Origin of the sequence: Streptomyces sp. NPDC048504 (assembly GCF_043200035.1) — a bacterium.
In the GTDB taxonomy this organism is placed as follows: domain Bacteria; phylum Actinomycetota; class Actinomycetes; order Streptomycetales; family Streptomycetaceae; genus Streptomyces.
Map to the genome: position 1 here is coordinate 79,869 of NZ_JBICXA010000012.1, position 21,687 is coordinate 101,555.

22 protein-coding genes and 2 pseudogenes are annotated in these 21,687 nt (G+C 70.2%); 16 read left to right on the top strand and 8 right to left on the bottom strand.

Annotated elements, in window-relative coordinates:
• The first annotated feature begins 133 nt into the window (after nucleotides 1-133).
• Together ACGFY9_RS28135 and ACGFY9_RS28140 are read left to right on the top strand one after the other, a co-directional pair.
• A complete protein-coding gene (locus ACGFY9_RS28135) occupies nucleotides 134-283 on the top strand; it encodes a hypothetical protein (protein WP_393758646.1) in 150 nt (49 codons plus the stop codon).
• On the top strand, nucleotides 280-747 hold the full coding sequence (locus tag ACGFY9_RS28140; RefSeq protein ID WP_393758648.1) for a dihydrofolate reductase family protein: 468 nt from the start codon (nucleotides 280-282) through the stop codon (nucleotides 745-747). Before ACGFY9_RS28135 ends, ACGFY9_RS28140 begins: the two co-directional genes overlap by 4 nt.
• Nucleotides 748-931: 184 nt before the next feature.
• Here the strand turns inward: ACGFY9_RS28140 and ACGFY9_RS28145 are convergent, their stop codons facing one another.
• Both ACGFY9_RS28145 and ACGFY9_RS28150 read right to left on the bottom strand, forming a co-directional pair.
• Nucleotides 932-1,621, bottom strand: a complete 690-nt coding sequence (locus tag ACGFY9_RS28145) for a M24 family metallopeptidase (RefSeq protein ID WP_393758650.1) — start codon at nucleotides 1,619-1,621, stop codon at nucleotides 932-934.
• 9 nt (nucleotides 1,622-1,630) lie between these two features.
• The gene (locus ACGFY9_RS28150) at nucleotides 1,631-2,041 is read right to left on the bottom strand and encodes a gamma-glutamyl-gamma-aminobutyrate hydrolase family protein (protein WP_393758652.1); all 411 of its coding nucleotides are present in this window, start codon (nucleotides 2,039-2,041) and stop codon (nucleotides 1,631-1,633) included.
• Nucleotides 2,042-2,473: 432 nt separating this feature from the next.
• Between ACGFY9_RS28150 and ACGFY9_RS28155 the strand changes: the two genes are divergently transcribed.
• The 5 genes from ACGFY9_RS28155 (at nucleotide 2,474) to ACGFY9_RS28175 (ending at nucleotide 5,961) form a co-directional block, all read left to right on the top strand.
• Nucleotides 2,474-2,893 carry a molybdopterin-binding protein gene (locus ACGFY9_RS28155; RefSeq protein WP_393758654.1) on the top strand — a complete coding sequence of 140 codons (420 nt, stop codon included), beginning with the start codon at nucleotides 2,474-2,476 and terminating at the stop codon, nucleotides 2,891-2,893.
• A 147-nt stretch (nucleotides 2,894-3,040) separates the two neighbouring features.
• Entirely contained in the window at nucleotides 3,041-3,685 is a 645-nt protein-coding gene (locus tag ACGFY9_RS28160) for a molybdopterin-dependent oxidoreductase (protein WP_393758656.1), read from the top strand.
• Nucleotides 3,686-3,735: 50 nt separating this feature from the next.
• Nucleotides 3,736-4,740: an alpha/beta fold hydrolase gene (locus ACGFY9_RS28165; RefSeq protein ID WP_393758658.1), complete on the top strand. Its 1,005-nt coding sequence runs from the start codon at nucleotides 3,736-3,738 to the stop codon at nucleotides 4,738-4,740.
• Nucleotides 4,741-4,823: 83 nt separating this feature from the next.
• Complete coding sequence (locus ACGFY9_RS28170) at nucleotides 4,824-5,372, top strand: YciI family protein (protein WP_393758660.1); 549 nt, start codon at nucleotides 4,824-4,826, stop codon at nucleotides 5,370-5,372.
• A gap of 148 nt (nucleotides 5,373-5,520) precedes the next feature.
• The gene (locus tag ACGFY9_RS28175; RefSeq protein ID WP_393759069.1) at nucleotides 5,521-5,961 is read left to right on the top strand and encodes a hypothetical protein; all 441 of its coding nucleotides are present in this window, start codon (nucleotides 5,521-5,523) and stop codon (nucleotides 5,959-5,961) included.
• 165 nt (nucleotides 5,962-6,126) lie between these two features.
• Here ACGFY9_RS28175 and ACGFY9_RS28180 read toward each other — a convergent pair.
• Nucleotides 6,127-6,733: pseudogene (locus tag ACGFY9_RS28180) on the bottom strand (hypothetical protein); the annotation flags it as partial.
• A 195-nt stretch (nucleotides 6,734-6,928) separates the two neighbouring features.
• On the opposite strand from ACGFY9_RS28180, the gene ACGFY9_RS28185 reads away from it, so the two are divergent.
• The 4 genes from ACGFY9_RS28185 (at nucleotide 6,929) to ACGFY9_RS28200 (ending at nucleotide 10,255) form a co-directional block, all read left to right on the top strand.
• The gene (locus ACGFY9_RS28185) at nucleotides 6,929-8,803 is read left to right on the top strand and encodes a Xaa-Pro dipeptidyl-peptidase (protein ID WP_393759052.1); all 1,875 of its coding nucleotides are present in this window, start codon (nucleotides 6,929-6,931) and stop codon (nucleotides 8,801-8,803) included.
• A 355-nt stretch (nucleotides 8,804-9,158) separates the two neighbouring features.
• Nucleotides 9,159-9,527: an NUDIX domain-containing protein gene (locus tag ACGFY9_RS28190; protein WP_393758662.1), complete on the top strand. Its 369-nt coding sequence runs from the start codon at nucleotides 9,159-9,161 to the stop codon at nucleotides 9,525-9,527.
• A gap of 45 nt (nucleotides 9,528-9,572) precedes the next feature.
• Nucleotides 9,573-9,872 carry a DUF1778 domain-containing protein gene (locus tag ACGFY9_RS28195; protein WP_393758664.1) on the top strand — a complete coding sequence of 100 codons (300 nt, stop codon included), beginning with the start codon at nucleotides 9,573-9,575 and terminating at the stop codon, nucleotides 9,870-9,872.
• Nucleotides 9,869-10,255 (top strand): fic family toxin-antitoxin system, toxin component, encoded by a 387-nt coding sequence (locus ACGFY9_RS28200; RefSeq protein ID WP_365303042.1) that lies wholly within the window; start codon nucleotides 9,869-9,871, stop codon nucleotides 10,253-10,255. The genes ACGFY9_RS28195 and ACGFY9_RS28200 overlap by 4 nt, the downstream gene beginning before the upstream one ends.
• A 20-nt stretch (nucleotides 10,256-10,275) precedes the next feature.
• Here the strand turns inward: ACGFY9_RS28200 and ACGFY9_RS28205 are convergent, their stop codons facing one another.
• Nucleotides 10,276-10,707, bottom strand: a complete 432-nt coding sequence (locus tag ACGFY9_RS28205) for a MarR family transcriptional regulator (RefSeq protein WP_366495813.1) — start codon at nucleotides 10,705-10,707, stop codon at nucleotides 10,276-10,278.
• A gap of 190 nt (nucleotides 10,708-10,897) precedes the next feature.
• Here ACGFY9_RS28205 and ACGFY9_RS28210 point away from each other — a divergent pair, with 190 nt between their 5' ends.
• Nucleotides 10,898-12,313 carry a DHA2 family efflux MFS transporter permease subunit gene (locus tag ACGFY9_RS28210; RefSeq protein WP_393758667.1) on the top strand — a complete coding sequence of 472 codons (1,416 nt, stop codon included), beginning with the start codon at nucleotides 10,898-10,900 and terminating at the stop codon, nucleotides 12,311-12,313.
• Between the two features lie 139 nt (nucleotides 12,314-12,452).
• On the opposite strand, the gene ACGFY9_RS28215 is transcribed toward ACGFY9_RS28210, so the two are convergent.
• Nucleotides 12,453-12,902, bottom strand: coding sequence for an FAD-dependent monooxygenase (locus ACGFY9_RS28215; RefSeq protein WP_393758669.1), 450 nt, complete (start codon nucleotides 12,900-12,902; stop codon nucleotides 12,453-12,455).
• A gap of 176 nt (nucleotides 12,903-13,078) precedes the next feature.
• Here ACGFY9_RS28215 and ACGFY9_RS28220 point away from each other — a divergent pair.
• Nucleotides 13,079-13,678 (top strand): annotated as a pseudogene (locus ACGFY9_RS28220) (helix-turn-helix domain-containing protein); the annotation flags it as partial.
• Nucleotides 13,679-13,748: 70 nt separating this feature from the next.
• Nucleotides 13,749-16,532: an ATP-binding protein gene (locus tag ACGFY9_RS28225; RefSeq protein WP_393758671.1), complete on the top strand. Its 2,784-nt coding sequence runs from the start codon at nucleotides 13,749-13,751 to the stop codon at nucleotides 16,530-16,532.
• Between the two features lie 14 nt (nucleotides 16,533-16,546).
• On the opposite strand, the gene ACGFY9_RS28230 is transcribed toward ACGFY9_RS28225, so the two are convergent.
• The 3 genes from ACGFY9_RS28230 to ACGFY9_RS28240 all read right to left on the bottom strand — a co-directional run bounded on the left by ACGFY9_RS28230 (nucleotide 16,547) and on the right by ACGFY9_RS28240 (nucleotide 19,304).
• Nucleotides 16,547-18,013: an FAD-binding protein gene (locus tag ACGFY9_RS28230; protein ID WP_393758673.1), complete on the bottom strand. Its 1,467-nt coding sequence runs from the start codon at nucleotides 18,011-18,013 to the stop codon at nucleotides 16,547-16,549.
• A gap of 129 nt (nucleotides 18,014-18,142) precedes the next feature.
• Complete coding sequence (locus tag ACGFY9_RS28235; RefSeq protein ID WP_393759054.1) at nucleotides 18,143-18,337, bottom strand: hypothetical protein; 195 nt, start codon at nucleotides 18,335-18,337, stop codon at nucleotides 18,143-18,145.
• 79 nt (nucleotides 18,338-18,416) lie between these two features.
• Nucleotides 18,417-19,304, bottom strand: a complete 888-nt coding sequence (locus tag ACGFY9_RS28240) for a PfkB family carbohydrate kinase (protein WP_393758675.1) — start codon at nucleotides 19,302-19,304, stop codon at nucleotides 18,417-18,419.
• Nucleotides 19,305-19,376: 72 nt separating this feature from the next.
• On the opposite strand from ACGFY9_RS28240, the gene ACGFY9_RS28245 reads away from it, so the two are divergent.
• Complete coding sequence (locus tag ACGFY9_RS28245) at nucleotides 19,377-19,817, top strand: MarR family winged helix-turn-helix transcriptional regulator (RefSeq protein ID WP_393758677.1); 441 nt, start codon at nucleotides 19,377-19,379, stop codon at nucleotides 19,815-19,817.
• On the top strand, nucleotides 19,814-21,655 hold the full coding sequence (locus tag ACGFY9_RS28250) for an MFS transporter (RefSeq protein WP_393758679.1): 1,842 nt from the start codon (nucleotides 19,814-19,816) through the stop codon (nucleotides 21,653-21,655). Before ACGFY9_RS28245 ends, ACGFY9_RS28250 begins: the two co-directional genes overlap by 4 nt.
• Nucleotides 21,656-21,687 lie beyond the last annotated feature (32 nt).

Genomic DNA, 21,687 nt, shown 5'->3' on the forward strand with positions numbered 1-21,687 from the left:
ACGATGCCGTCACCGGCTTCTCCTATGCGGAGTCAGGCATATGAGTGTCAGTCAGGAGCCCTGCGAAATAGCGTAATTGGCCCGCACCCGCCTCATTCGGGCAGGCGCTTCAGGGGAGTTGGAGAGCGTCATCGTGACGACCTCCACCCGGCATCTCGTGACGATCCAACTCCCCCGGCAGGACGACCCCTTGCTGCTGTGCGCGACCGTCGACCGCGACCGCACGAACCTCAGCTCGGCGCTGCGCGAACTGAGGCTGCACGCCGACGAGTTGCTGGCATGACGGAAGGCACCGAGGAACCGCTCGCCGACTCCCGCAACGTTCCCGCCCTGTTGACGGCCCTCCGGACCCGACAGCGTTCCTGCACAGTGGTCGTGACCGGCACCCCCGGCGGCTCCATCCACGTGCGCGACGGTCTTGTGGTGGCCATGGAGACCCCTGGCGCACCCGGCATCGAGGCACTGCTGCTGAGGTCTGGCCGGATCGGTGGCATCCACAGCGCCCTGGACCGGGCAAAGGCCGTCGCCGGTGACGGGAATGTCGACATCGCGGGCGGTGCGAGCACGGTGCGGCAGTACCTCGCGGAGGCGCTCATCGACGAACTCCAGCTCCATGTGGTGCCCACCCTCCTCGGCGCGGGCCTGCGGCTCTTCGACGGCCCGGCCGCGGGACCGCAGCGCGTCGAGCAGGTCAGGGTGGTCGAGACACCCACCGCCACGCACCTGAAGTACCGCTTCGTGAAGTGACCGGGTGACTTGTGACGCGCCTCCCCACCCGCAGGCGCGACGCCGGAGACGGACACCTGCAGGCCCAGCAGCGCGGCAACTCGCCCCACTTGCCGGGGAGTTTGGCGCTGCCCACCGCGCCCGTTCCGTCGAGAACGGCGTACGTCCGGTCCCCATGGATCAACTATCACCGAACCAACTACCGTCAGAGGGTGAGGAGTTCCTCGTAGAAACCGCCGAATCCCCGCTCGCGGTCGATGAGATGGACCTCCAGGATCCAGTGACAGGCACGACCGGCCTTGTCGATGCGGCGCATGGGGGTGTCGTTCTCAGGGGTGACGTACGACTCGACGTGCGCGCCATCGATCGTCTCGTGCGGGAACTCGCCGACCAGGTGACCGGCGTGCCAACCGCCGAGCTCCCAACCCGCCTTGTCGGCAAGGCGGGCGACCTCGGTGTGCAGGCGAGCGCCGGTGATGTCCGGGGTGTTCTCGAAGAAGCGCCGGCCGGCCGCGAACACCTTGGGGAGGTCGTCGCGCAGCCGGTGCTTGACCGGGTCGTCGCCCAGCACGAAGGTCCGCCCGAAGTCGGCCTCGTACTCCTCGAAGATCGGCCCGAAGTCGGCGAACACGATGTCGTCCGCGCCGATCACCCGGTCCGGCGGGTTCTCCTTGTACGGCGCGAGCGTGTTCGGTCCCGAGCGCACGATCCGCTTGTGCCAGTGCCGGGTCGTCCCGAACAGCTCGTTCGCGAGGTCACGAACCCGGTCGCTGACGGCCCGCTCCCCCTCGCCGGGCGCCACGAGCCCGCGCTCCTCGACCTCCGAGAAGAGCAGCGCGGCCTTGGCCTGGGCATCGATCAGGCCTGCGGCCCGCGTGGGTTCGTCATCAGCCATGGGGCGAACCTAGCCAGCTAGATCGTTCTCGGCAACGTGATTCCCTACGGCCGGCTCGCTCCACCCGGCGATGCGTGACGCGCGGGGGCCAGGAAGTGATGCGGGGCGTCCTCGTAGCGGGACAGGTCCCAGCCGGCCGTTCGCAGGGCGGGGCGGAGGTTCTCCTCGGCGAGGGGGTCGTCCGGGTCGAGGGGCGGCCGTGGGGCGGAACAGGAGCAGGGTGCCGCCCGGCGCGGTGAATCCGGCCCGTTCACGCAGGGCCGTTGCCGGGCCGGGCAAACCGCCCGCCGCGACGACCAGCAACTGAGCGCCGAGACACACCCCGAAAACGGGGATCTCTGTCTCCAACACGGCGCGCAGCAAAGCCAGTTCGGCGCCACGGCTGAGGAAGTCCGCGCAGGCGGCCATCGCCCCGCCCATCACCACCAGGTCCGGCAGACCCGCGTCGGCAGCCCGGGCGCCTCGATCACGGTTCCGATGGCGTAGGGGCCTTCCTGCGGTGCGTGCTCCACGATCTGGATCACGGGCCAGCACATCCCGCTCGACCGTTCCCGGACGACGGCCGGATCGAAACGTGATTACGAGGGCACAGGCGCAGGTCACCTCGTATCTGCCAGCTGGCTTTCCTCATGCCCTCGGCATGCGCGCATGCCGAGGGCGGAACAGCAGAACACTGATAGCCACTGTCACTGTGCGCGGGTTCCTCGGATTTGCCAGGCCGAAGGAAACTGCCAGGTGGCGGATGCGACAGGGTCTGTGACGGGCGCGGCGGGAGCGGCTAGCTTGTGGACGCACAGTCGGTAAGAAATCCGGCAATCCAGACCTTTCCTCTTCTCTGTGAGGCGTTCCGTCATGAGCTTGAGCATCCGCAATCAGATTCCCGGCACCGTCACGGCCGTCACGCCCGGCGCGGTGATGGCGACCGTGAAGGTGCGCCTCGACGGCGGCCAGGACCTCACCGCGGCGATCACATTGGAGGCCGTGAAGGACCTGGGGCTCGCCGAGGGTACGGCTGTGCGCGCCATGATGAAGTCCACCGAGGTCGCGCTCGCCACGAGCCGGGTGGAGGGGGTGTCCATCCGCAACCAGCTGCCCGGCACGGTCAGCGATGTCGCCACCGGCGGGGCGATGGCCGTCGTCAAAGTCACTGTCGGCGGGGGCGAGTTGACCGCGGCGATCACGAAGGACGCGGTCGGCGACCTGGGTCTGCGGACCGGTTCGCCGGTCGTCGCGCTGATCAAGTCGACCGAGGTGTCCCTGGCGACCGTCTGACGCGGCGCCGCCGTAGCCGACATTCCAGGGGCGGGCGAAGCGTGGGCGTGCATCGGGACCCTGAGTCGGCCCGGTCGCGCGTGAGCGCCTACGCTGATCGGGGAAGGTAGGCGTAACCAGGAGAGCAGCGGAGAAGGGGCGCCACCCGTGGCAAGCGACCGACAAGGTACGGCCGAGGCCGCCGACGCGTCCCGTCCCGTTCCGCCCGGCCAGCGTCATGTGCATGGCTGGCCGGTGTCGCACTACGGGCCCGTCCCCCGTTTCCGTCCCGAGCGCTGGAATCTGCGCGTCCACGGCGCCACGGCCGACGGTGCCGAGCACAGCTGGACGTTCGACGAGCTCGCGCCGCTGCCGCATGTCAGGGTCGTCGCCGATCTGCACTGCGCGTCCGGCCCGACCTCCACCGATCACGAGTGGTACGGCATCCACGCCGGCACCGTCCTGGAGCTGGTGCCGCCCGCGCCGGAGGTCACGCATGTCATGGCGTGGGCGGAGTACGGCTATTCGACGAACCTCCGCCTCGCCGACTTCACGGCCGCGCAGACCCTGCTGGCCACCCACCACAACGGCGAGCCCCTCACCGCCGAACACGGCTTCCCGCTGCGGCTGGTGGTGCCGCATCTGTACGGCTACAAGAGCCCCAAGTGGCTGCGCGCCATCGAGTACCTCACCGAGGACCGGCGCGGGTTCTGGGAGGAGCGCGGCTACCACAACCTTGCCGACCCGTGGAAGGAGCAGCGCTACTCCTACCAGGAGGAGGGCGACGACGAGGCACGGCCTCCCGGCCGTTAGGCCGAAACCCGCCACGCGGCTCGACGGGCACGACACGTAGCCTCGTCCGCATGGTTACGCATCGTTTTGTCGACGTGAACGGCATCCGCCTGCACATCGCCGAGCAGGGCGAAGGCCCCCTGGTGATACTCCTGCACGGCTTCCCCGAGTCATGGCACTCCTGGCACCGTCAGATCGGCGCACTGGCCGACGCGGGGTTCCATGTGGTCGCCCCCGACCAGCGGGGATACGGCAGCAGTGACCACCCGGACGAGGTCGACGCGTACACCATCTTCCATCTGGTCGGCGATGTCGTCGGTCTGATCCAGGAGTTGGGCGAGGAGAAGGCGTACGTCGTCGGGCACGACTGGGGTGCGCCGGTCGCGTGGCACACCGCGCTGCTGCGACCGGACCTGGTGCTCGGGGTGGCCGGGCTGAGCGTGCCGCCGCCGTACCGGGGGCCGCAGCGTCCGATGGCGATGATGCAGGAGATCTTCCAGGGCCGTTTCTACTGGAACTACTTCAACCAACCGGGCGTCGCCGACGCCGAGTTCGGGCGCGACACCCGCACCACGCTCCGCAAGTTCCTCTACTCCGCCTCCGGTTCGGCCTCTCCCTCCGGCGAGATCATGCAGCCGCTGGTCGACCCCGAGAAGGGCTGGCTCGCGGCCATGGAGGACCCCGAGGTGCTGCCCGAGTGGCTCACCGAGGAGGATCTCGACGCGCTCACCGAGAGTTTCTCCAAGGGCTTCACCGGCGCCCTGAACTGGTACCGCAACCTCGACCGCAACTGGGACCTGACCGCGCCGTGGAACAACGCCGTCGTCACCCGGCCCGCCCTGTACATCTTCGGCGACCGCGACCTCGTGCCCGCCTTCCCCGGCGCGCGCGACATCATCGCCCAGCTCCCGAACTTCATGCCCAGCCTGGTACGCGCACCCATCGAGCTGCCCGGCTGCGGCCACTGGACCCAGCAGGAACGCCCCGCCGAGGTGAACGCGGCGCTCATCGACTTCCTCACGACCTGCGAGAACGCCGCCGGCGGTGGCCAGGGAACGGAAGCAGACGCGTCGTGACCGTCTGATCCGTATGAGCTGGTCGCAGGGTCGGGCGCCAAACCCGCTCGACCCGGTCACCTCCACCAGGAGATCCTTCGGGCATGGAGTTCCTCTGCTACCACCGCGACCGGCCCGGTTCCCTCACCCTGCGCGACGAGTTGCTGGAACGGCACTGGTCCTACATGGACCAGTACGCCAAGGAGATGATCGCCCGGGGTCCGACGCTCGCCGACGACGGTGACACCCCCACCGGCAGCGTGCACATCCTCGACCTGCCCGATCCGGCCGCCGCCCGCGCGTTCGCCTTCGACGAGCCCAACTATCAGGCCGGCGTCTACCGGGACGTACTGCTGCGCCGGTGGCGCAACACGCTGGGGCGCACCATGTGGGACTTCCCCGGCGGCCGGACCGGCGGCAACCGGTACCTGGTGTTCGGCTTCGGCGCCGGACAGGCCGTGGACCTGGCCGTGCCGCCCGGCGACGAACTCATCGCGTACGGACCGCTGTTGTCCGACGACGGCGCCACCTGGCTGGGCACGGCGGCGTTGCTCCGGGCACCTGACCCGGAGACGGCACGCGCCGTGCTGACCCGGGACCTGTACGCCGATATCGAGGTGCACAACTGGCAGTTCGGCGGCCGTCCGTCCTGAGCGCCGACGGCGTCCGAGGGCGGGCAAGTCCGCCAGCCGCCAGGAGTTCGTCCCACGCCTCCAGCGCCGTGGCCTCGACGTCCGGCGTACCCAGCAGTCGGGCACCCGCGGCGGCCATGGCGGTGCCGTGGGCGGCCCAGGTGTCGAGGTGGCCCTGGAGGACGGCCCGGTTTCCGGGGTCCGCGTCGGTCAGGAATGCCAGGAGGGCCCGGGTCCAGCGGGCCGCACGGTGGGCGTCTCGCCCCAGGTCGTCGGTGATGAGGGCGTCGAGGGGTACGCCGACGGTGATGTCACCGCCGATGAACCGGTCGACGACCGTGCGGTGGCCCGCGTACCGCTCGGGTTCCTGCTCGAAGCACCACTTGGAGATCTCGCTGTCGAAGTGGTGGATCCGGCCGTCGCGGACGTGGGAGACGGGGTGGAGCCGCTCGCGGGACATCGCGGTGCCGAGGGGCAGTTGGGTGACGCTGCACAGGGCGGGGAGGGTCTCTGGGAGGGTGCGGTCGATGTGGCCGGCGTTGATGTTGCGGATGACCTCGTCCCACAGGACGCCCCCAATTCCCTTCCCATTAGGGGCACTTGTCGTTGAGCCAGGCCCGTTCGTCCTTGGACACCCCGGCGCTGGTGTTCCAGAAAAGGGTGGGCCGGTAGAACCACAGGCCGAGTTGCATCGCGTGGTGGCCGTTGTCGAGGGAGTGATGGAGGAGAGCAGGTTCGACCAGTTGACGTCGCCTGCGGCCATCGCGTCGGAGGCGAGGGCGACGAACTGGATGTTGCTGAAGCCGTGTTCGAAGGTCAGGTTGGAGGCGAGGCAGGCCTCCACGCAGTCGGCGCCCAGCATGATGCCGCCGAAGAGGCTCTTCGCCGCGACGACCGCCCACTGGTTGGTGTGGTAGGCCTTCTGCGCCCAGTCGAAGCGGGTGTCGTGCTTCAGCAGGGGCGTGCGAGAAGCGCAGGCCGAACTGGGCGTGCCGGGTCTCGTCGAGCAGCCCGAACACACCGAGGTTGCGCCACTTCGGGGAGGGGGCGAAGCGCCAGAACCGGCTCTGCATGGTGACGGCCATGTACTCGACCATCGTGATCAGTCCCATGTGCATCTGCGAGGCGGCGACACGGGAGGCGGGTAACTGGTCGTAACTCCCCGACCGTTGAAGGGCGTTGCTCACCGCCTTGACCCCGGACTCCTTCTCCCGCTGGACGCGCACGTAGTCCCGGTACAAGACACGGAACGGTTCCTCCCAGGCGTCCCACGCGTCCTCCGGGACGCCTTCGATGGGGCGCGGGCTGCCTCGTAGCCGCATTTTCCGCCGGCACACCACCCACTGCCAGCAGAACGAGGCACATGTCCGACAATCGCCCATGACCCTGACGCTGCGTCAGCACCCCTCAGCTCAGAGCAAGTTGGAAACTCCCGACGTCATCACGACAACCTCCGGCGAGGACCGGCCCGTTACCCATACGTGCACCCCAACCTTTCTACGTCCTCATCCCACGAACGCCCTCCCCGGAGGCAGTTCGCCTTGTCGGCCCTCGTCGCGACCGCGGTCGCCGCCCTGTTGACCGGCTGCTCCTCCTCGACGCACCCCACTGTCTCGAAGGCGGTCGGCGCGGCCTCGACGACGAAGACGAAGACGGGGTCGGGGGCGTCGAGATCGGCGGGCCCCACCGGGGAGACCAAACCGGTCTACTCGTACAAGAAGGCCGTACGGGAGACCGTCTGGGTCGACACCGGGCGCGACGACGACCGTGACGGGAAGAGCGACCGGGTGGCCGTCGACATCGTGCGCCCCGCCGAACCCGCCGCCGAGGGCCGGAAGATACCGGTCATCATGGAGGCCAGTCCGTACTACTCCTGCTGCGGCCGCGGCAACGAGAACCAGAAGAAGACCTACGACGCCGAGGGCCGACCGGTCGGCTTCCCGCTCTTCTACGACAACTACTTCGTCCCGCGCGGTTACGCCTTCGTCGCCGTCGACCTCCCCGGCACCGGCCGCTCCGACGGCTGCACCGACGCCGGCGGCCCCATCGACATCCAGTCCACGAAGACGGTCGTCGACTGGCTCAACGGCCGCGCCCACGCCTACACCACACACACCGGCACCACCCCCGCCGAAGCCGGCTGGACCAACGGCAACACCGGGATGATCGGCAAGAGTTGGGACGGTTCCATCGCCAACGGGGTCGCCGCGACCGGCGTGAAGGGCCTGAAGACGATCGTCCCGATCAGCTCCATCTCCTCCTGGTACGACGCCTACTTCTCCCAGGGAGCCGGGCTGGTCGGCAACGCGCCCACCCCTGGCGCGCTCATCCGCACGGTCGAGAGCGATGCCGCCGGCAAGCGCTGCGCCGCCGTGAACAAGCCGCTCGGCGACGCGGCCGTCAAGTCCGGTGACTGGTCCCCGATCTGGGCCGAACGCGACTATGTGGCGGACGCGAAGAAGGTGAGGGCGAGCGTCTTCGTCGTGCACGGTCAACAGGACCTCACCGTCCGCACCAAGAACGTCGGCCAGTGGTGGGACGCCCTCGCCGCGAACGGAGTCGAGCGCAAGATCTGGCTCTCCCAGACCGGCCACGTCGACCCCTTCGACTACCGCCGTACGCAGTGGGTCGACACCCTGCACCACTGGTTCGACCATGAACTCCTCGGCTACGACAACGGGATCGACCGCGCGCCGATGGCCGACATCGAGCGGACCCCGGACCACTGGACCACGGACGCGGTCTGGCCGCCGAAGTCCACAACTCCCGTCACCCTCAACCCCGTTCAGGGCACACAGGCGGGCGTGGGCACACTCAGCACGAAACCCGGAACCGGCGGGACCGAGACCTTCACCGACGCCACGGACAAGTCCGAGCTCGACTGGGCCGCGCACATCGACCAGCCGACCGGCGAGAAGGCGGGCTTCGTCACCAAGCCGCTCACGAAACCACTGCGCGTCTCCGGGGCCTCACAGGTGACCGTGACCGCCACCTCGACGACGGCGACCGCGCACCTGTCGGCGGTCCTCGTCGATCTGGGCCCAGCCACCGTCCGGGACTACGACACGGCCGGTCTGGGCGTCTCCACGGTCTCCGGAACGTCCTGCTGGGGCGCGAACTCGGCCCAGGACAGCGGCTGTTACAAGAAGACGGCAGCCAGGACCAAGCACGTCACGAGCACCGTCTTCAGCCGGGGCTGGGCGGCACTCGGCACCGCCGCCGACGCGCACAAGGTCCAGCCGCTCACGCCCGGCAAGCCGTACACCCTCACCCTCACGCTCGCGAGCGTCGACCACGTCGTCCCGGCCGGGCACCGACTGGCCCTGATCGTCGCGGGCACCGACTGGGGCATCGCCGGCCGCGCGCCCGACCGCCCGACGATCACCGTCGATCTGGCACGCACGTCCCTACGGCTGCCGGCAGTCGGCCAACTGAGCCTGCCCACCTCGTAGTTCTCGGGTCAGGGACCTCAACGGCGGGGGGCCGGCGTTCCGGGACGGCCCGCTGGGATACACCGCCTCCCAGCAGAGAGGAAACCGGTCGTGGCACCGGCACCGGTCACCGACGCATGCAGGCTGCCCGATGAACCACAGCCGTCCCGGAACGGACCCCCTCACCGTCACCGTCCTCGTCTTCCCGGGCGTCCGGCTGCTCGATGTGATCAGCCGAGGGGACGACCGAGTTCGCAGGCCCGGTCGGCATCTCCCGGTGCGTCCGTACCGCGTGAACCGATCCGTCCCGGGTAGGAAACCGGCTCGGACGTGGCCGGAGGAACGGTCGTGCCGTGCGCGAAGGGACGGTTGGGACATGGCGTTGGAACAGGTCGCCGAGGATGCGGTGGGCGCGGTCGTCGTGGACGACGGGCGTGTGCTGCTGGTGGATGTGCAGGGTGGCTGGAGTCTGCCGTCCGGTGTTCCCGAGGAGGCCGAGACGGCGCAGGCCGCTGCCGCGCGGGCGGTGTACGAACTCACCGGTTATCTCGTGGACGGAACGAGCCTGCTGGAGTCCGGGTCCGGAGGTGGGTCGGCCGTGGTGTGCCAGCTGCTGAGCGACGACCCGTCGGGGGAGGCTCAGCTCACCGCGGGGCAGCTGCGCTGGGCATCGTTCGCCGATGCCATCGCCGCCGGGGTGCCGGCACCCGTGCGTACCTATCTGGAGGGCCATACGCCGGTGTAGGAAACGCCGGTTCCCGCACGTGGTACCACTGGTACCGTGGACGTCATGCCGAACACGCCGAAAGCCATGAACCTCCGCTTCCGAGACCCCCGGCAGCGCGCGGCCATCGAGGCCGCCGCCAAGCAGGCCGGGGTCAGCCTGCAGGAGTACATCCTCTCGGCCGCCTATGCGCGTGCGACGGCCGTCGAAGAGCGGTTCCTCGATGGCTTCAAGGAGTCGATGGCGCGCAGTGGCGCGGCTTTCGCGGCCGAGCCCGGCAGCGCTGATCCCAGCGCCGAGCAGCGGGCGGCCGAGGCGGACGCCCTCCGTGAAATCGAGCGCCAGGAGCAGGGGCACGCCGCGTGACCCAGCCCGAACCGCCGCACGCGCTCGACGTCACCTTTCTCCTGCATGCCGCCGAACTCCTCGACCGCGATCCCCAGGTCGACGACTACGGCCCGCTCTACGCCGCCGCCGCCCGGGTCGACGCCCGCGCGATGGAGCGCGACATCTACGGATCCCTGCACCTCAAGGCGGCCGCGCTGCTGCAGACCCTGGCGAAACTGCCGTGCCTGGAGCACTCCAACGAGGCCTTCGCCTGGCACGCCACCGAGGCCTATCTGATTCTCAACGAGCGCCGCCTCGACTACCCGCCCAAGGCGGCCGTGGCGCTCGTCCGCGACGCCGCCTCCGGGGAACTGGGCCTCCCCCGGATCGCCCGCCGGCTCCGCGACTGGACCACCGCCTGAGCACACAGGGCCTTCGGTTCTCAGGCCGTCGCCTTCCGGATGCGGGCGAGCAGGGTCCGTAGCTGCGCCCGGTCCTCCGCGTCCAGCTCGGCCGTCGCCTCCGCGAGCGCGAGGCCGTCGATCTCCTCCGCCTCGCGGTGGCACTCCCGGCCCTTGTCGGTGAGGCGCAGCAGGAACGCGCGCCGGTCGTGCGGATGGCGTACGCGCTCCACCAGACCGTCGCGTTCCAGGCTGTCGACGATGCTGGTCGTGGTCCGTGCCGCGACGCCGGTCATCTCGCTCAAGTCCCGCATACGGAGGGGCTGTTCGGCGTGCGCGAGCATCCGCAGGGCGCGCAGTCGGGCGACCGAGGCCCCGTTGGCGCGCAGCCGGGTCTCGACGAACTGGCGCAGCTGGTGCGTCGTCTCGTAGAGCTCGTCGACCAGGATGTCGCTGCTGCCGTGCACTGCCATGGCGTTCCCCGTTCCGTGGTGAGAGCCGATTGTACGAGCCCCAGGCGGCAATGAGCACTCACATAGTGAGTATGCTCAGCATGTGCTGCCGTTCCGACGCCCTCCCGTCCCCCTCGCCCCTCGCCTTCGCTCTCCAGACCTCCGCCGGCTCCGCCTCCGCCGCCCGGGCCAGCGTCTCGTCGTTCCCGTCATGTGCGTCTGCGTGACGTTCATAGCGATCGTCGACGGAGCGATCACGACCGTCGCGCTTCCGTCGATCGCGCGCCAGTTCCAGCTGACGACGGCCGCCCTGGACGGGGTGGTCGTGGTCTATCCGGTCTGCCTGGCCATGGCCATCCCCGCCTCCGCCTGGCTGGTCGAACGGTTCGGCGCCAAGCGGGTGTTGCTCACCGCCCTCGGCGCCTTCCTCGTCTCGTCACTGCTGTGCGGCGCGGCGGCCGGTCTCGGTCAGCTCATCGCCTCCCGCGCGGTGCAGGGCCTGTCCGCCGGAGTGCTGTTCCCCGCCGCGTCCTCGCTGCTCTACAGCACCTTCAACTCCTGGGAGCAGGTGCGGATTTCGCGGTACATGATCATCCCGCAGCAGATAGCCCCGGCCGTCGCCCCGATGCTCGGCGGCCTGCTCGTGGACCATCTGTCGTGGCGCTGGGTGTTCTACGTCAACCTTCCGCTGGGCCTGCCCGCCGTGGTGTTCGGGGCGCTGTTCCTCGCCGAGCACCACGGCCATCGGCCCGGCCGTTTCGACCTCACCGGGCTGCTGTTGAGCGCGGCGGCTCTGGGCGGCGTGATGTTCGGCGTCTGCGAGGGCCCCAACCGCGGCTGGAGCTCCCCCTCCATCGTCACCGCCCTCGCCCTGGGCACGGTCCTGCTCACCGCCGCCATCGCCTTCGAACTGCGGGTCACCGAGCCGCTGTTGAAGCTCCGGCTCTTCGCGGACCGGCTCTTCCGGGACACCAACCTGATCAATCTGGTGGGCCTGGTGCCGATCCTCGGCGCGATGTACCTCGGCCCGCTCTTCCTCCAGCAGGGGCAGGGCCGTTCCGCGCTGGAGTCCGGCACGAGCACCTTCCCCGAGGCCTTCGGCGTCCTGCTGACCGTCCAGGTGGCCGGGATCCTCTACTCCAGGGTCGGCCCGCGCATCATCATCGGCTCGGGTCTGGCCATGGTGAGCGCGGTCCTGCTGCTCCTCGCCACCTGCGACCAGGACACCGGCCTGTGGACCTTCCGCGGCTACATGTTCCTGCTCGGCATCGGCATGGGCGGCGTCTTCATGCCCACCACGGTGGCCTCGCTGGCGACCCTGTCCCGCAAGGACCTGTCCCAGGCGTCCACGCTCAACACGGTCGTACGGCAGACCGGCGGCGCCTTCGCGCCGGCGGCGGTGACCACGGCCCTGGTCCTGAGCACGCCCACGGCGGCCGCGGCGAATCCGCCCATCTCCGCTTACCAGCATGCCTACTTGGCCCTGGCCGCCCTCGCCGCGGCGACCGCCGCCTTCGCCTTCACGATCCCCGACGGCCCGGCCCGCGCCGCCGCACGCGGCACCACCGCGTCGGGCGGCGGGAACGCTCCGGCCCGGCCACGACACCGGCACGAGGAGGCGCACTGAGGCCCGCTCACCGCGACACTCAGGGGGCGACCGACTCTCAGGGTGTCACCGGCGAAACCGACCAGGAATCCCTGGAGTTGAGCACGGCGGTCGTGCACCCGGCGAGCTTCTTGTACCCCTGCGACACCGCCGTCGCATGCTACGCGGACACCGGGCCGCCGATCTCCTCGGCCATGGCGATGATCTTCTCAGGGCCCAACTGACGGTTGGCCAGCGCCAGTTGGTTCAGCGGTTCGCGGCGCAGGTTCTCGCACCGCTGCAGAGCCCGTACCTGATCGTCATCCTGCGAGAGGGTCCAGGCCAGGACGCGCGCGTCGACAATCGGCTGGGAGCCGCCGTTCATGCCCATGGGGTACATCGGGTGGGCGGCGTCGCCGACCAGCGTCACCCGGCCGAAACTCCAGCGCGGCAGCGGGTCACGTTCCACCATCGGGTATTCGTGGATGCCGGTGGAGCTGCGGATCAGTTCGGGCAGGTCGACCCAGGGCAGCTCCCATCCGGACAGCCCGGCCAACGCCTCGTCCGTCGGGATCGGACGGTTGGAGCGGTCGAGTCCCGCACCGGACTCCGGCCGACGGATCTCCAGCACCCAGTTCGTCGGGGTTCTCCTTCGTGGATACTCACGGCTTCGGCCGGGGGAGGAAGCGAAGCTCCTGCGGAGCAGGGCAGGGGAAGCCGGTTCGCTGTCAGGGCGGACCGGTGTGCGCCTTCCACCGGCCGACACCCGCCACTCACACGGGAGTTGATAGAACGTGAGGCACGACGCAGCAGGTCAGGCGGGCGTTCAAGTACCGCTTTTACCCCACGGACAAGCAGGCGGCCGAGCTGTCGCGCACGTTCGGCTGCGTCCGTCTCGTCTACAACAAGGCGCTGGAAGAACGCACCCGGGCCTGGTACGGAGAGCAGCGCCGCATCTCCTACGTCCAGTCGTCGGCCGCGCTGACTCAGTGGAAGAAGACCGAGGAACTGGCGTTCCTGACGGAGGTGTCCTCGGTCCCACTCCAGCAGGCGCTACGCCACCTCCATCAGCGACGCGTCGTGGACGCGCCTGCGCTCCATGCTGGAGTACAAATGCGCCTGGTACGGGCGCGAACTCGTCCTGATCGACCGCTGGTTCCCCAGCAGCAAGCTGTGCGGGGCCTGCGGCACGGTCGCGGCGAAGATGCCGCTGAACGTCCGCGCGTGGACGTGTGATTGCGGCGCCGTGACCGCGACATCAACGCAGCCTGCAACATCCTGGCCGCCGGGCTGGCGGCCTCTGCCTCTGGAGACGGTGTAAGACCTCAACGGGAGTCCTCCCGGACGGGGCAGTCGTCGGTGAAACAGGAAACCCCGCGGGCGACCGCTGCAATCCCCCGCCTTTAGGCGGGGCAGGAAGTCAAGAGATGACAGTGACGAGCGGGAGCGGGCGTAAAGTTCCGAGGTCGGAAGGGAGATGCGCATGGACGGGGACGGGTCTTCGCTGTCCGGTCCGGCTGAGATGCTCGTCGGCCGTGATCACGACCTAGGGCTGGTCCGGGGATTCGTCGACGAGGCCATGGTCTCCGGCGGGGCGCTGCTGCTGTCCGGGGACGCCGGTGTCGGCAAGACGGTGCTGCTGGATGCCGCGGCCCGACAGGCACGTGGCATGGGCGCGCGGGTCGTGCGTGCCGCCGGTGTGGAGTTCGAGAGCGCGATCAGTTTCGCCGGCCTCCACCAGGTCCTTCAGCCGCTGCTGCCCGGAATCGACCGCCTGACCGACCCGTACCGCACCGCCCTGAGCGTCGCGCTGGGCCTGGACCGCGGCGCACCCTCCGATCAGCTGCTGGTGTCGAACGCGGCGCTGACCCTCCTCGTCCAGGCCGCCGCGGAGCGCCCGTTGCTGGTGATCGTCGACGATCTCCCGTGGCTGGACCGCGCCAGCGCCGTGCTGCTCGGCTTCGTCGCCCGCCGCCTGGGCGGCAGCCGGGTGGGCTTCCTCGGCGCCTACCGCTCCGGAGAAGGAAGCTTCTTCGAACGCGGCGGAGTTCCCCATCACGACGTACAGCCACTCGATACGACGGCCGCGGCGGCGCTGATCGAGGCGCGTACCCCGTCCCTGGCCCCGCGCGTCCGCGACCGCCTGCTGGCGGAGGCGCAGGGCAACCCGCTCGCCCTGCTCGAACTGCCCGTCGCGCTCACCGGCCCGCAGCGCTCCGGCGCGGCGGTGCCCGAACTGCTGCCGCTCAGCCGCCGTCTCCAGTCCGTGTTCGCGTCCCGCGTCGAGACGCTGCCCGCGTCGACCCGACTGCTCCTTCTGTACGCGGTCCTGGACGGCACCGGCGATCTGCGCGTCCTCACGTCGGCCACGTCCGAGCGGACCGGTATGGAGGACCTGGCGCCCGCGGAGCGGGCCGGACTCGTGGACGCGACCACCGGCCGGCTGGTGTTCCGGCATCCCCTGACGCGGTCCGCCGTCGTGGAACTGGCCACCAGCGAGCAGCGTCGCGAGGTGCATCGCGCCCTGGCGGAGTACTGGTCCGACCGGCCCGAGCGACGCGCCTGGCACCTCGCCCATGCCACGGTCGAGCCCACCGAGGACGTCGCGAGCCTCCTGGAGGAGGTGGCACGCGACACCGTGCGGCGTGGCGACGCGGGCGGTGCCATCGCCGCGCTGCTGCGCGCCGCGGAGTTGAGCCCGCGCGGCTACGAGCGCAGTCGCCGGATCGCCGAGGCGGCCTATCTCGGCGCGGACCTGACCGGTGATCTGCGCGATGTGCCCCGGCTGCTCGAAGAGGCCCGCCTGGCCGACGGCGGACGGGCGGGTCCGTTGGTCGCCGCGGTCGCCGCCGCGCACCACATCCTCCTCAGCGGCGAGGGCGACCTCGACACCGCCCACCGGCTGCTCGTCGGCGCGATCGACATGCAGCACCAGCCGTACGACGTCGCCGACCCCACCATGATCGACGCGCTGTACACCCTCGCCTGGCTGTGCCAGAGCAGTCAGCGCACGGAACTGTGGAAGCCGCTGCACCGGGCGCTCGGCCTGCTGAAACCGGAGGTCCCGGACCAACTCGCCCTGACCCTCAGCACGATGGCCGACCCGGCGCGCACGGCACCGCCCGCGCTCGGCAGGCTCGACGAGGCCATCGCCTCCCTCGACCAGGAGGCCGACCCGGTCCGGATCATCCGGCTCGCCATGACCTCTCTCTACGTCGACCGGTTGCCGGCGTGCAGGACGGCGCTGCGGCGCGTGCTGCACGCCGGGCGGGACAACAGCTCGCTCACCGTGGAGATCCAGGGGCTGGTGTACCTGGGCCGGGACCATTTCGCGGCAGGTGAGTGGGACGAGTTGGAGGCGCAGGCCGCGCAGGGACGGGATCTGGGCGAAGCGCACAGCTACCAGCTGCTGTCGACGGAGTTCCTGTACCAACGGGCGCTGGTCGCCGCCGCCCGGGGCGACGAGACCGCGGCCAAAACCCTCACGGACGAGATGATCCTGTGGGCGACACCGCGCGGTGTGGGCTCCTACCTGTCGTGCGCCTCGCATGCGAGGGCGCTCGCAGCGCTCGGCCGGGGCAGGTTCGAGGACGCCTACCGCCACGCGTGCGCCATCAGCCGCGCAGGGGAACTCGCCTCGCACGTCCCCCCGGCCCTGTTCGTCGTCATGGATCTCGTCGAGGCCGCGGTCAGAACCGGCCGTACCTCGGAGGCAACAGCCCACGCGGCGGCGGCACATGAGGCCGGCATCGCCGCGATCTCGCCACGGCTCGCCCTGCTCGTGAAAGCGTCGGCGGCGATCGCAGCCGTAGACCATGAGGCGCTCGACCTGTTCGAGGAGGCGCTCGCCGTACCCGGCACCGACCGCTGGCCCTTCGAACTGGCCCGGGTCCGGCTCGCCTACGGCGAACGCCTCCGCCGGGTGAAAGCCACGACCGAGGCACGCACCCAACTCGCCGACGCCATCGACACGTTCGAGCGGCTCCGCGCCCGCCCCTGGACGGCCCGGGCGGGCAACGAGCTGCGGGCGACCGGCCTGTCCGTCACAGCCGCCGGGGTCACCGGCCCGGCGTCACTGACACCTCAGCAACGGGAGATCGCGCTCCTCGCGGCGGCCGGTCTCACCAACAAACAGATCGCCGAGCGCCTCTTCCTCTCCCCGCGCACCGTCGCCGCCCACCTGCGCCAGCTCTTCCCCAAGTTGGGCGTGGCCTCCCGCGCCGCGTTGCGCGACGCGCTGACGGACCTGCCTCCCGGCTAGAACGGCATCGAAGTTCAGAAGATGCCCTGCCCCGGAACCAGGATCCCCTTCGGGTCGTACGTCTTCCTGGCCTCGGCGAACCGATGCCAGACCGGCCCGAAGTGCCGCTTCCAGTCGGCGTGTTGGAAGGGGATCGAGCCGACCGGGTACTGGGTGCCGCCGGCCGCCTGGGCCGTCTCGTACGCGGACCGGTTGGCGCTCAGCAGTCGTCGCACGGTCGCCGTGTCCTCGGGCGGCGCGGCGCGCAGGACCGCGAACAGGTAGGGCATCGGGTCGTCGGGCATGCGCAGCAGCGGGGTGTGGAGGTGCTCGCGCAGCAGGGGGTACAGGAGGACGACGCCGGGTCCGAGGTTGGCCGGAGTGAGTGCATCCAGCAGTGTGCCGGCCACGTCTGCGGTGCTACGGCCCGGGATGACCAGGTTGAGCCAGGGGTGGGCGTAGGCCCACAGACCCGCTTCCTTCAGCGCGGCGACGGAGGCTGCCAGCCGGTCGAGGAAGTCGTAGTAGCCGAGGTCGGTGATCTGGGCGCCGGACGCGACATGGCGCAGCCCCCGCAGGAGAACCGCATCGTCGGGAGTGTCCCCCACCGGCGGCCCGTAGGCGACGGCCTCGATGGCGAACTGGTTGAAGGATCCGGCGGTGTCCGCGCCGACCTGGCCCTCCAGGTAGGCGAACCGCCCCTCGGTGGCGAGGAGTTGCTGGTCGTCGAGGAAGGTCTGGAGGTCGTCGTACGGGAGGAGGTAGTGCCGTACGGTCTCCGGGGCCGGGACCAGGCGCAGGGTGGCGCCGACGATCACGGCGCACTGGCCCAGGCCGGCGAGCACGGCGTGGAAGAGGTCGGGGTGGCGGGTCGGGGAGCAGCGGAGCAACTCCCCTGCTCCGGTGACGACTTCGAGTTCCAGGACGTTGTCGACCTGCGCGCCCTGCTGGTGGCTCTGGCCGCCCAGGCCGCCGACGGAGAGGGTGCCGCCGACGGAGAGTTCGAGGTAGTCGGTGAAGACGGGCGGGGTCAGGCCGTGGGCGATGGCCGCCTTGGCGACGTCGCTCCACTTGGCGCCCGCGCCGACCGTGACCCGTGAACTCCCCGTCCGCACAGGGCCGATGGAGGCGAGCGGCTCGGTCTCGATGATCAGGCCGCCCTCGACCTGCGCCTGCCCGTTCGTCCCGTGGCCCTGTCCGCGCGGGGCCACCTTGAGTCCGTGCAGATTGCAGAACCGGACCATCGCGACGACGTCCCGCACGGATCCTGGCCGCAGCACCGCGGCCGGACGCCGGTGCACGATGTGCCCGAAGTCGTCGGCGTCGGCGCTGAGCGAGGCGTCGTCGGTGTGGAGCGTCCCGTCCAGATGGGGCAGGCCGGTGAGCGGTCGGCCGGTGTCGGTCACCGCCCAGCTGCGGGAGAAGGGATCGAAGCCGATCACCACGGCTGAGCCTGCGACCAGGCCGCGCAGAGCGGTGCGTCGAGACGGGGTGCGGGGCATGGGGTCCTCCTGAGACCGTCCGTGAAACGATCAACGACGGCTCAGTCTAGGCATGTTGGGGTGCGGAGAAGGGTTCCGTCCCGGCGAGTCCCCAACAGGTTCGGCACGCGCCCCGGCGACCCGACCTTGCTAGTCGTCGTCCTGGCTGCTCGGGTTCAGGCCCCGACGCCGCTTCTTGTCGGAGCTGCGCAGGAGTTCGCTCGCGGTGAGGGTCACGGTCGCCACGACACGGGCCCAGCGGGGGCCGCCGCGCTCGGCCCACACCACACACGCGCATCCGCCGATGAGAAGCACCAGGAAGCCGAGCAGCACCGCACTGATCATGTTCCCCACCCCTGTCGCGTACGGTCCGGTGACACGCACGTTCCTGATGATCCTCTCAGGCCCGGACGAGTCGACCGGGTCACCCCTCCCGCATCCACGCCCGTGTGCCGAACGAGGCGCAGGCCCGCGAGGCTACTACGGCCGCTCCGCTCAACGCCTCGACGAAACCCTCCGTGCTCAAGTGGCCTTGCAGCGCGAGGTGATGGGCGAGCGCACCGTGCAGAACGTCGCCCGCGCCCAGCGTGTCCGCCACCTTCACCGACGGCACGTCCACCGTGCCTTCGCCGCCCGGGCCTGCCCAGACGATGGGGTCCGCTCCCCCGCTCACCGCCGACCAGAGGACCCCGTGTTCCCGCAGGAAGCGCAGCGTGTCCGCCGATGTGCTCGTGCCGGGTGGGTGGAAGTCGGCCGAGCAGACGGCCACGTCGATGAACGGCAGCAGGTCCTGGGTGCCGGGCTTCCAACTGCCGCCGTCGAAAAGGGTCTTACGGCCGAGGGCACGCGCGAAGCGGGCCGCTGCGACGGCCAGTTCCCTGTGGTGGCCGTCGAACTCGACGATGTCGCAGGCCGCCACCAGCGCGTCGAGGTCGCCGGGCGGAGCGAGCCGGTGTGCCGTCGCGTTGGTCGAGGCGACGGCCCGTTCTCCGGTGGACACGGTCACCAGGACGGAGGAGACCGCGGGCGGCCGCGCCGAGTCGGCGGCCAGGTCGGAGACGGTCACGCCCAGCGCGTTCAGGTCGGCCGCTACCCCAACTCCCAACGGGTGGGCGCCGATCGCGGTCAGGAGTGTGGCCGCGCCGCCCAAGTGGCCGAAGGCCACGGCCGCGTTGGCCGCCGGGCCGCCCGCGGCGACCACCTGCTCCCGAGCCGTGAGTTTCTCGTTCGAGCCCGGTGCGTGGTCCACGAGCTGGATGACGTCCAGGGTGCACAGACCGACGAACAGTCCTGTGGGGCGTCCTCTCTCCACCGACAGCCTCCTCGCGCGATTTACTAACAATTGGTTGAGCAGTTCAGGCTGATAAACCTACTGTTAGTAACCATGAAGGTGAACAGCCCGAACGACACCGCCCGGCTCGCGTCCGAGCTGCGGCTCGCGGTGGGCCGGGTGACCCGGCGCCTGCGTCAGGCGCACGCGGTGGGGGACGTGTCACTCTCCGGGGTCTCGGTCCTGGCCCGGCTCGCCTGTGACGGCTCCGAGTCGCCGACGTCCCTTGCCGAGGCCGAGCGGGTACGTCCGCAGGCGATGGCCAGCACCCTCGCGGTGCTCGAACAGCGCGGGCTGGTCCGCCGTAGCCCCGATGCCGCGGACGGGCGGCGGAGCATCGTGGCGATCACGGACGAGGGACGCGCCGTGCTGGCCGAGCGGCGCTCCGCGTCGGTCCACCGGCTCGGGGCCGTCCTCGACGAGTTCACCGCGGAGGAGCGCGCGACCCTGGCGTCGGCCCTGCCCCTTCTCGACCGACTGGCGGAGCGACTGTGACCGAGCGCGCGCACATACCCGGCGACGGACCGGGGAACGGGGGCGGCCGGCCGTCGCTGCGGAGCGCCGTGCGCTCGGGGCGTCGTAAGGACACTCCCCCGGGGCCGAACTACAAGTGGGTCGCGCTGTCGAACACCACGCTCGGCGTGCTGATCGCCACGATGGACGCCTCGATCGTGATCATCTCGCTGCCCGCGATCTTCCGCGGTATCGGCCTCGATCCGCTCGCGCCGGGCAACATCGGCTATCTGCTCTGGATGATCCTGGGCTATCTGCTGGTCTCGGCGGTGCTGGTCGTCGTGCTCGGCCGGCTCGGTGACATGTTCGGCCGGGTGAAGATCTACAACATCGGCTTCCTGATCTTCGCGTGCGCGTCCGTCGCGCTGTCCCTCGACCCGTTCCGCGCGGGAGCGGGCGCGATGTGGCTGATCCTCTGGCGCGTCGTGCAGGCCTTCGGCGGTTCCATGCTCACCGCCAACTCGGCCGCGATCCTCACCGACGCCTTCCCCGCCCGGCAGCGCGGAATGGCCCTCGGCGTCAACCAGATCACCGCCCTCGCCGGCCAGTTCCTCGGCCTCCTCGCCGGTGGCCTGCTGGCCGTCGTCGACTGGCGCGCGGTGTTCTGGGTGAGCGTGCCGATCAGCATCACCGGCACGATCTGGTCGTACCTGAGCCTGCGCGAGACCTCGGCGGGCCGCCCCGGCTGCATCGACTGGCTGGGCAACCTCACCTTCGCGGCGGGCGCCGGAATCCTCCTCGCGGGCATCACCTACGGCATCCAGCCCTACGGCGGCAGCGCCACCGGCTGGGGAAACCCGTGGGTGCTCAGCGGGCTGATCGGCGGCGTCGTCCTGCTGCTGGTCTTCTGCTACGTCGAGACGCACATCGCCGAACCGATGTTCAACCTGGCTCTGTTCAAGGTGCGCGCCTTCGCCGCGGGCAACCTGGCCGCCCTGCTCACCGCGATCGCGCGGGGCGGGCTGCAGTTCATGCTGATCATCTGGCTGCAGGGCATCTGGCTGCCGTTGCACGGCTACGACTACGAGGACACCCCGCTGTGGGCGGGCATCTTCATGCTGCCGCTCACCGTCGGCTTCCTCATCGCCGGGCCCGTGTCCGGCTATCTGTCGGACCGGTTCGGCGCCCGGATGTTCTCGACGGTCGGGCTGATCGTCGTCGCGCTCTCCTTCCTCGGTCTGCTCGCGCTGCCCATCGACTTCGACTACGGGATGTTCGCGGCGCTGCTGCTGCTCAACGGTCTCGGCCAGGGCATGTTCTCCGCGCCCAACACGTCGTCCATCATGGGCAGCGTGCCGAGCGAGTACCGGGGTGTCGCCTCGGGCATGCGGTCCACCTTCCAGAACTCGGGCACCGCGCTGTCCATCGGCGTGTTCTTCTCCCTGATGGTGTCCGGGCTCGCGACCTCGCTGCCCAGGACGCTGAGCCACGGGCTTCAGATGCACGGGATACCGGCCGGCGCGGCCGAGCAGGCGGCGTCGCTGCCTCCGGTGAGCACGCTGTTCGCCACGTTCCTCGGCAACAACCCCATCCAGCACCTGCTCGCGTCCAACGGAACCCTCGACCACGTCACCGCCGCCCAGCGCGCCGTCCTGACCGGCCACACCTTCTTCCCCCAGTTGGTCTCGGGCCCGTTCCACCACGGCCTGACCATCGTCTTCAGCGTCGCCGCGGGCATGGCCCTGGTCTCCGCGGTCGCCTCGGCCCTGCGCGGCGGCCACAAGCCCGACCCGGAGCCCGGACCGTCACCGGCGGATCGGCCACCCGCCCCGGCGGAGACACCCGAGACTTCGCAGGCGCGGCCGAACGGGCCGTCGTAGGGCCCGAGTTGGTGCCACGTGACCGGTGGGGG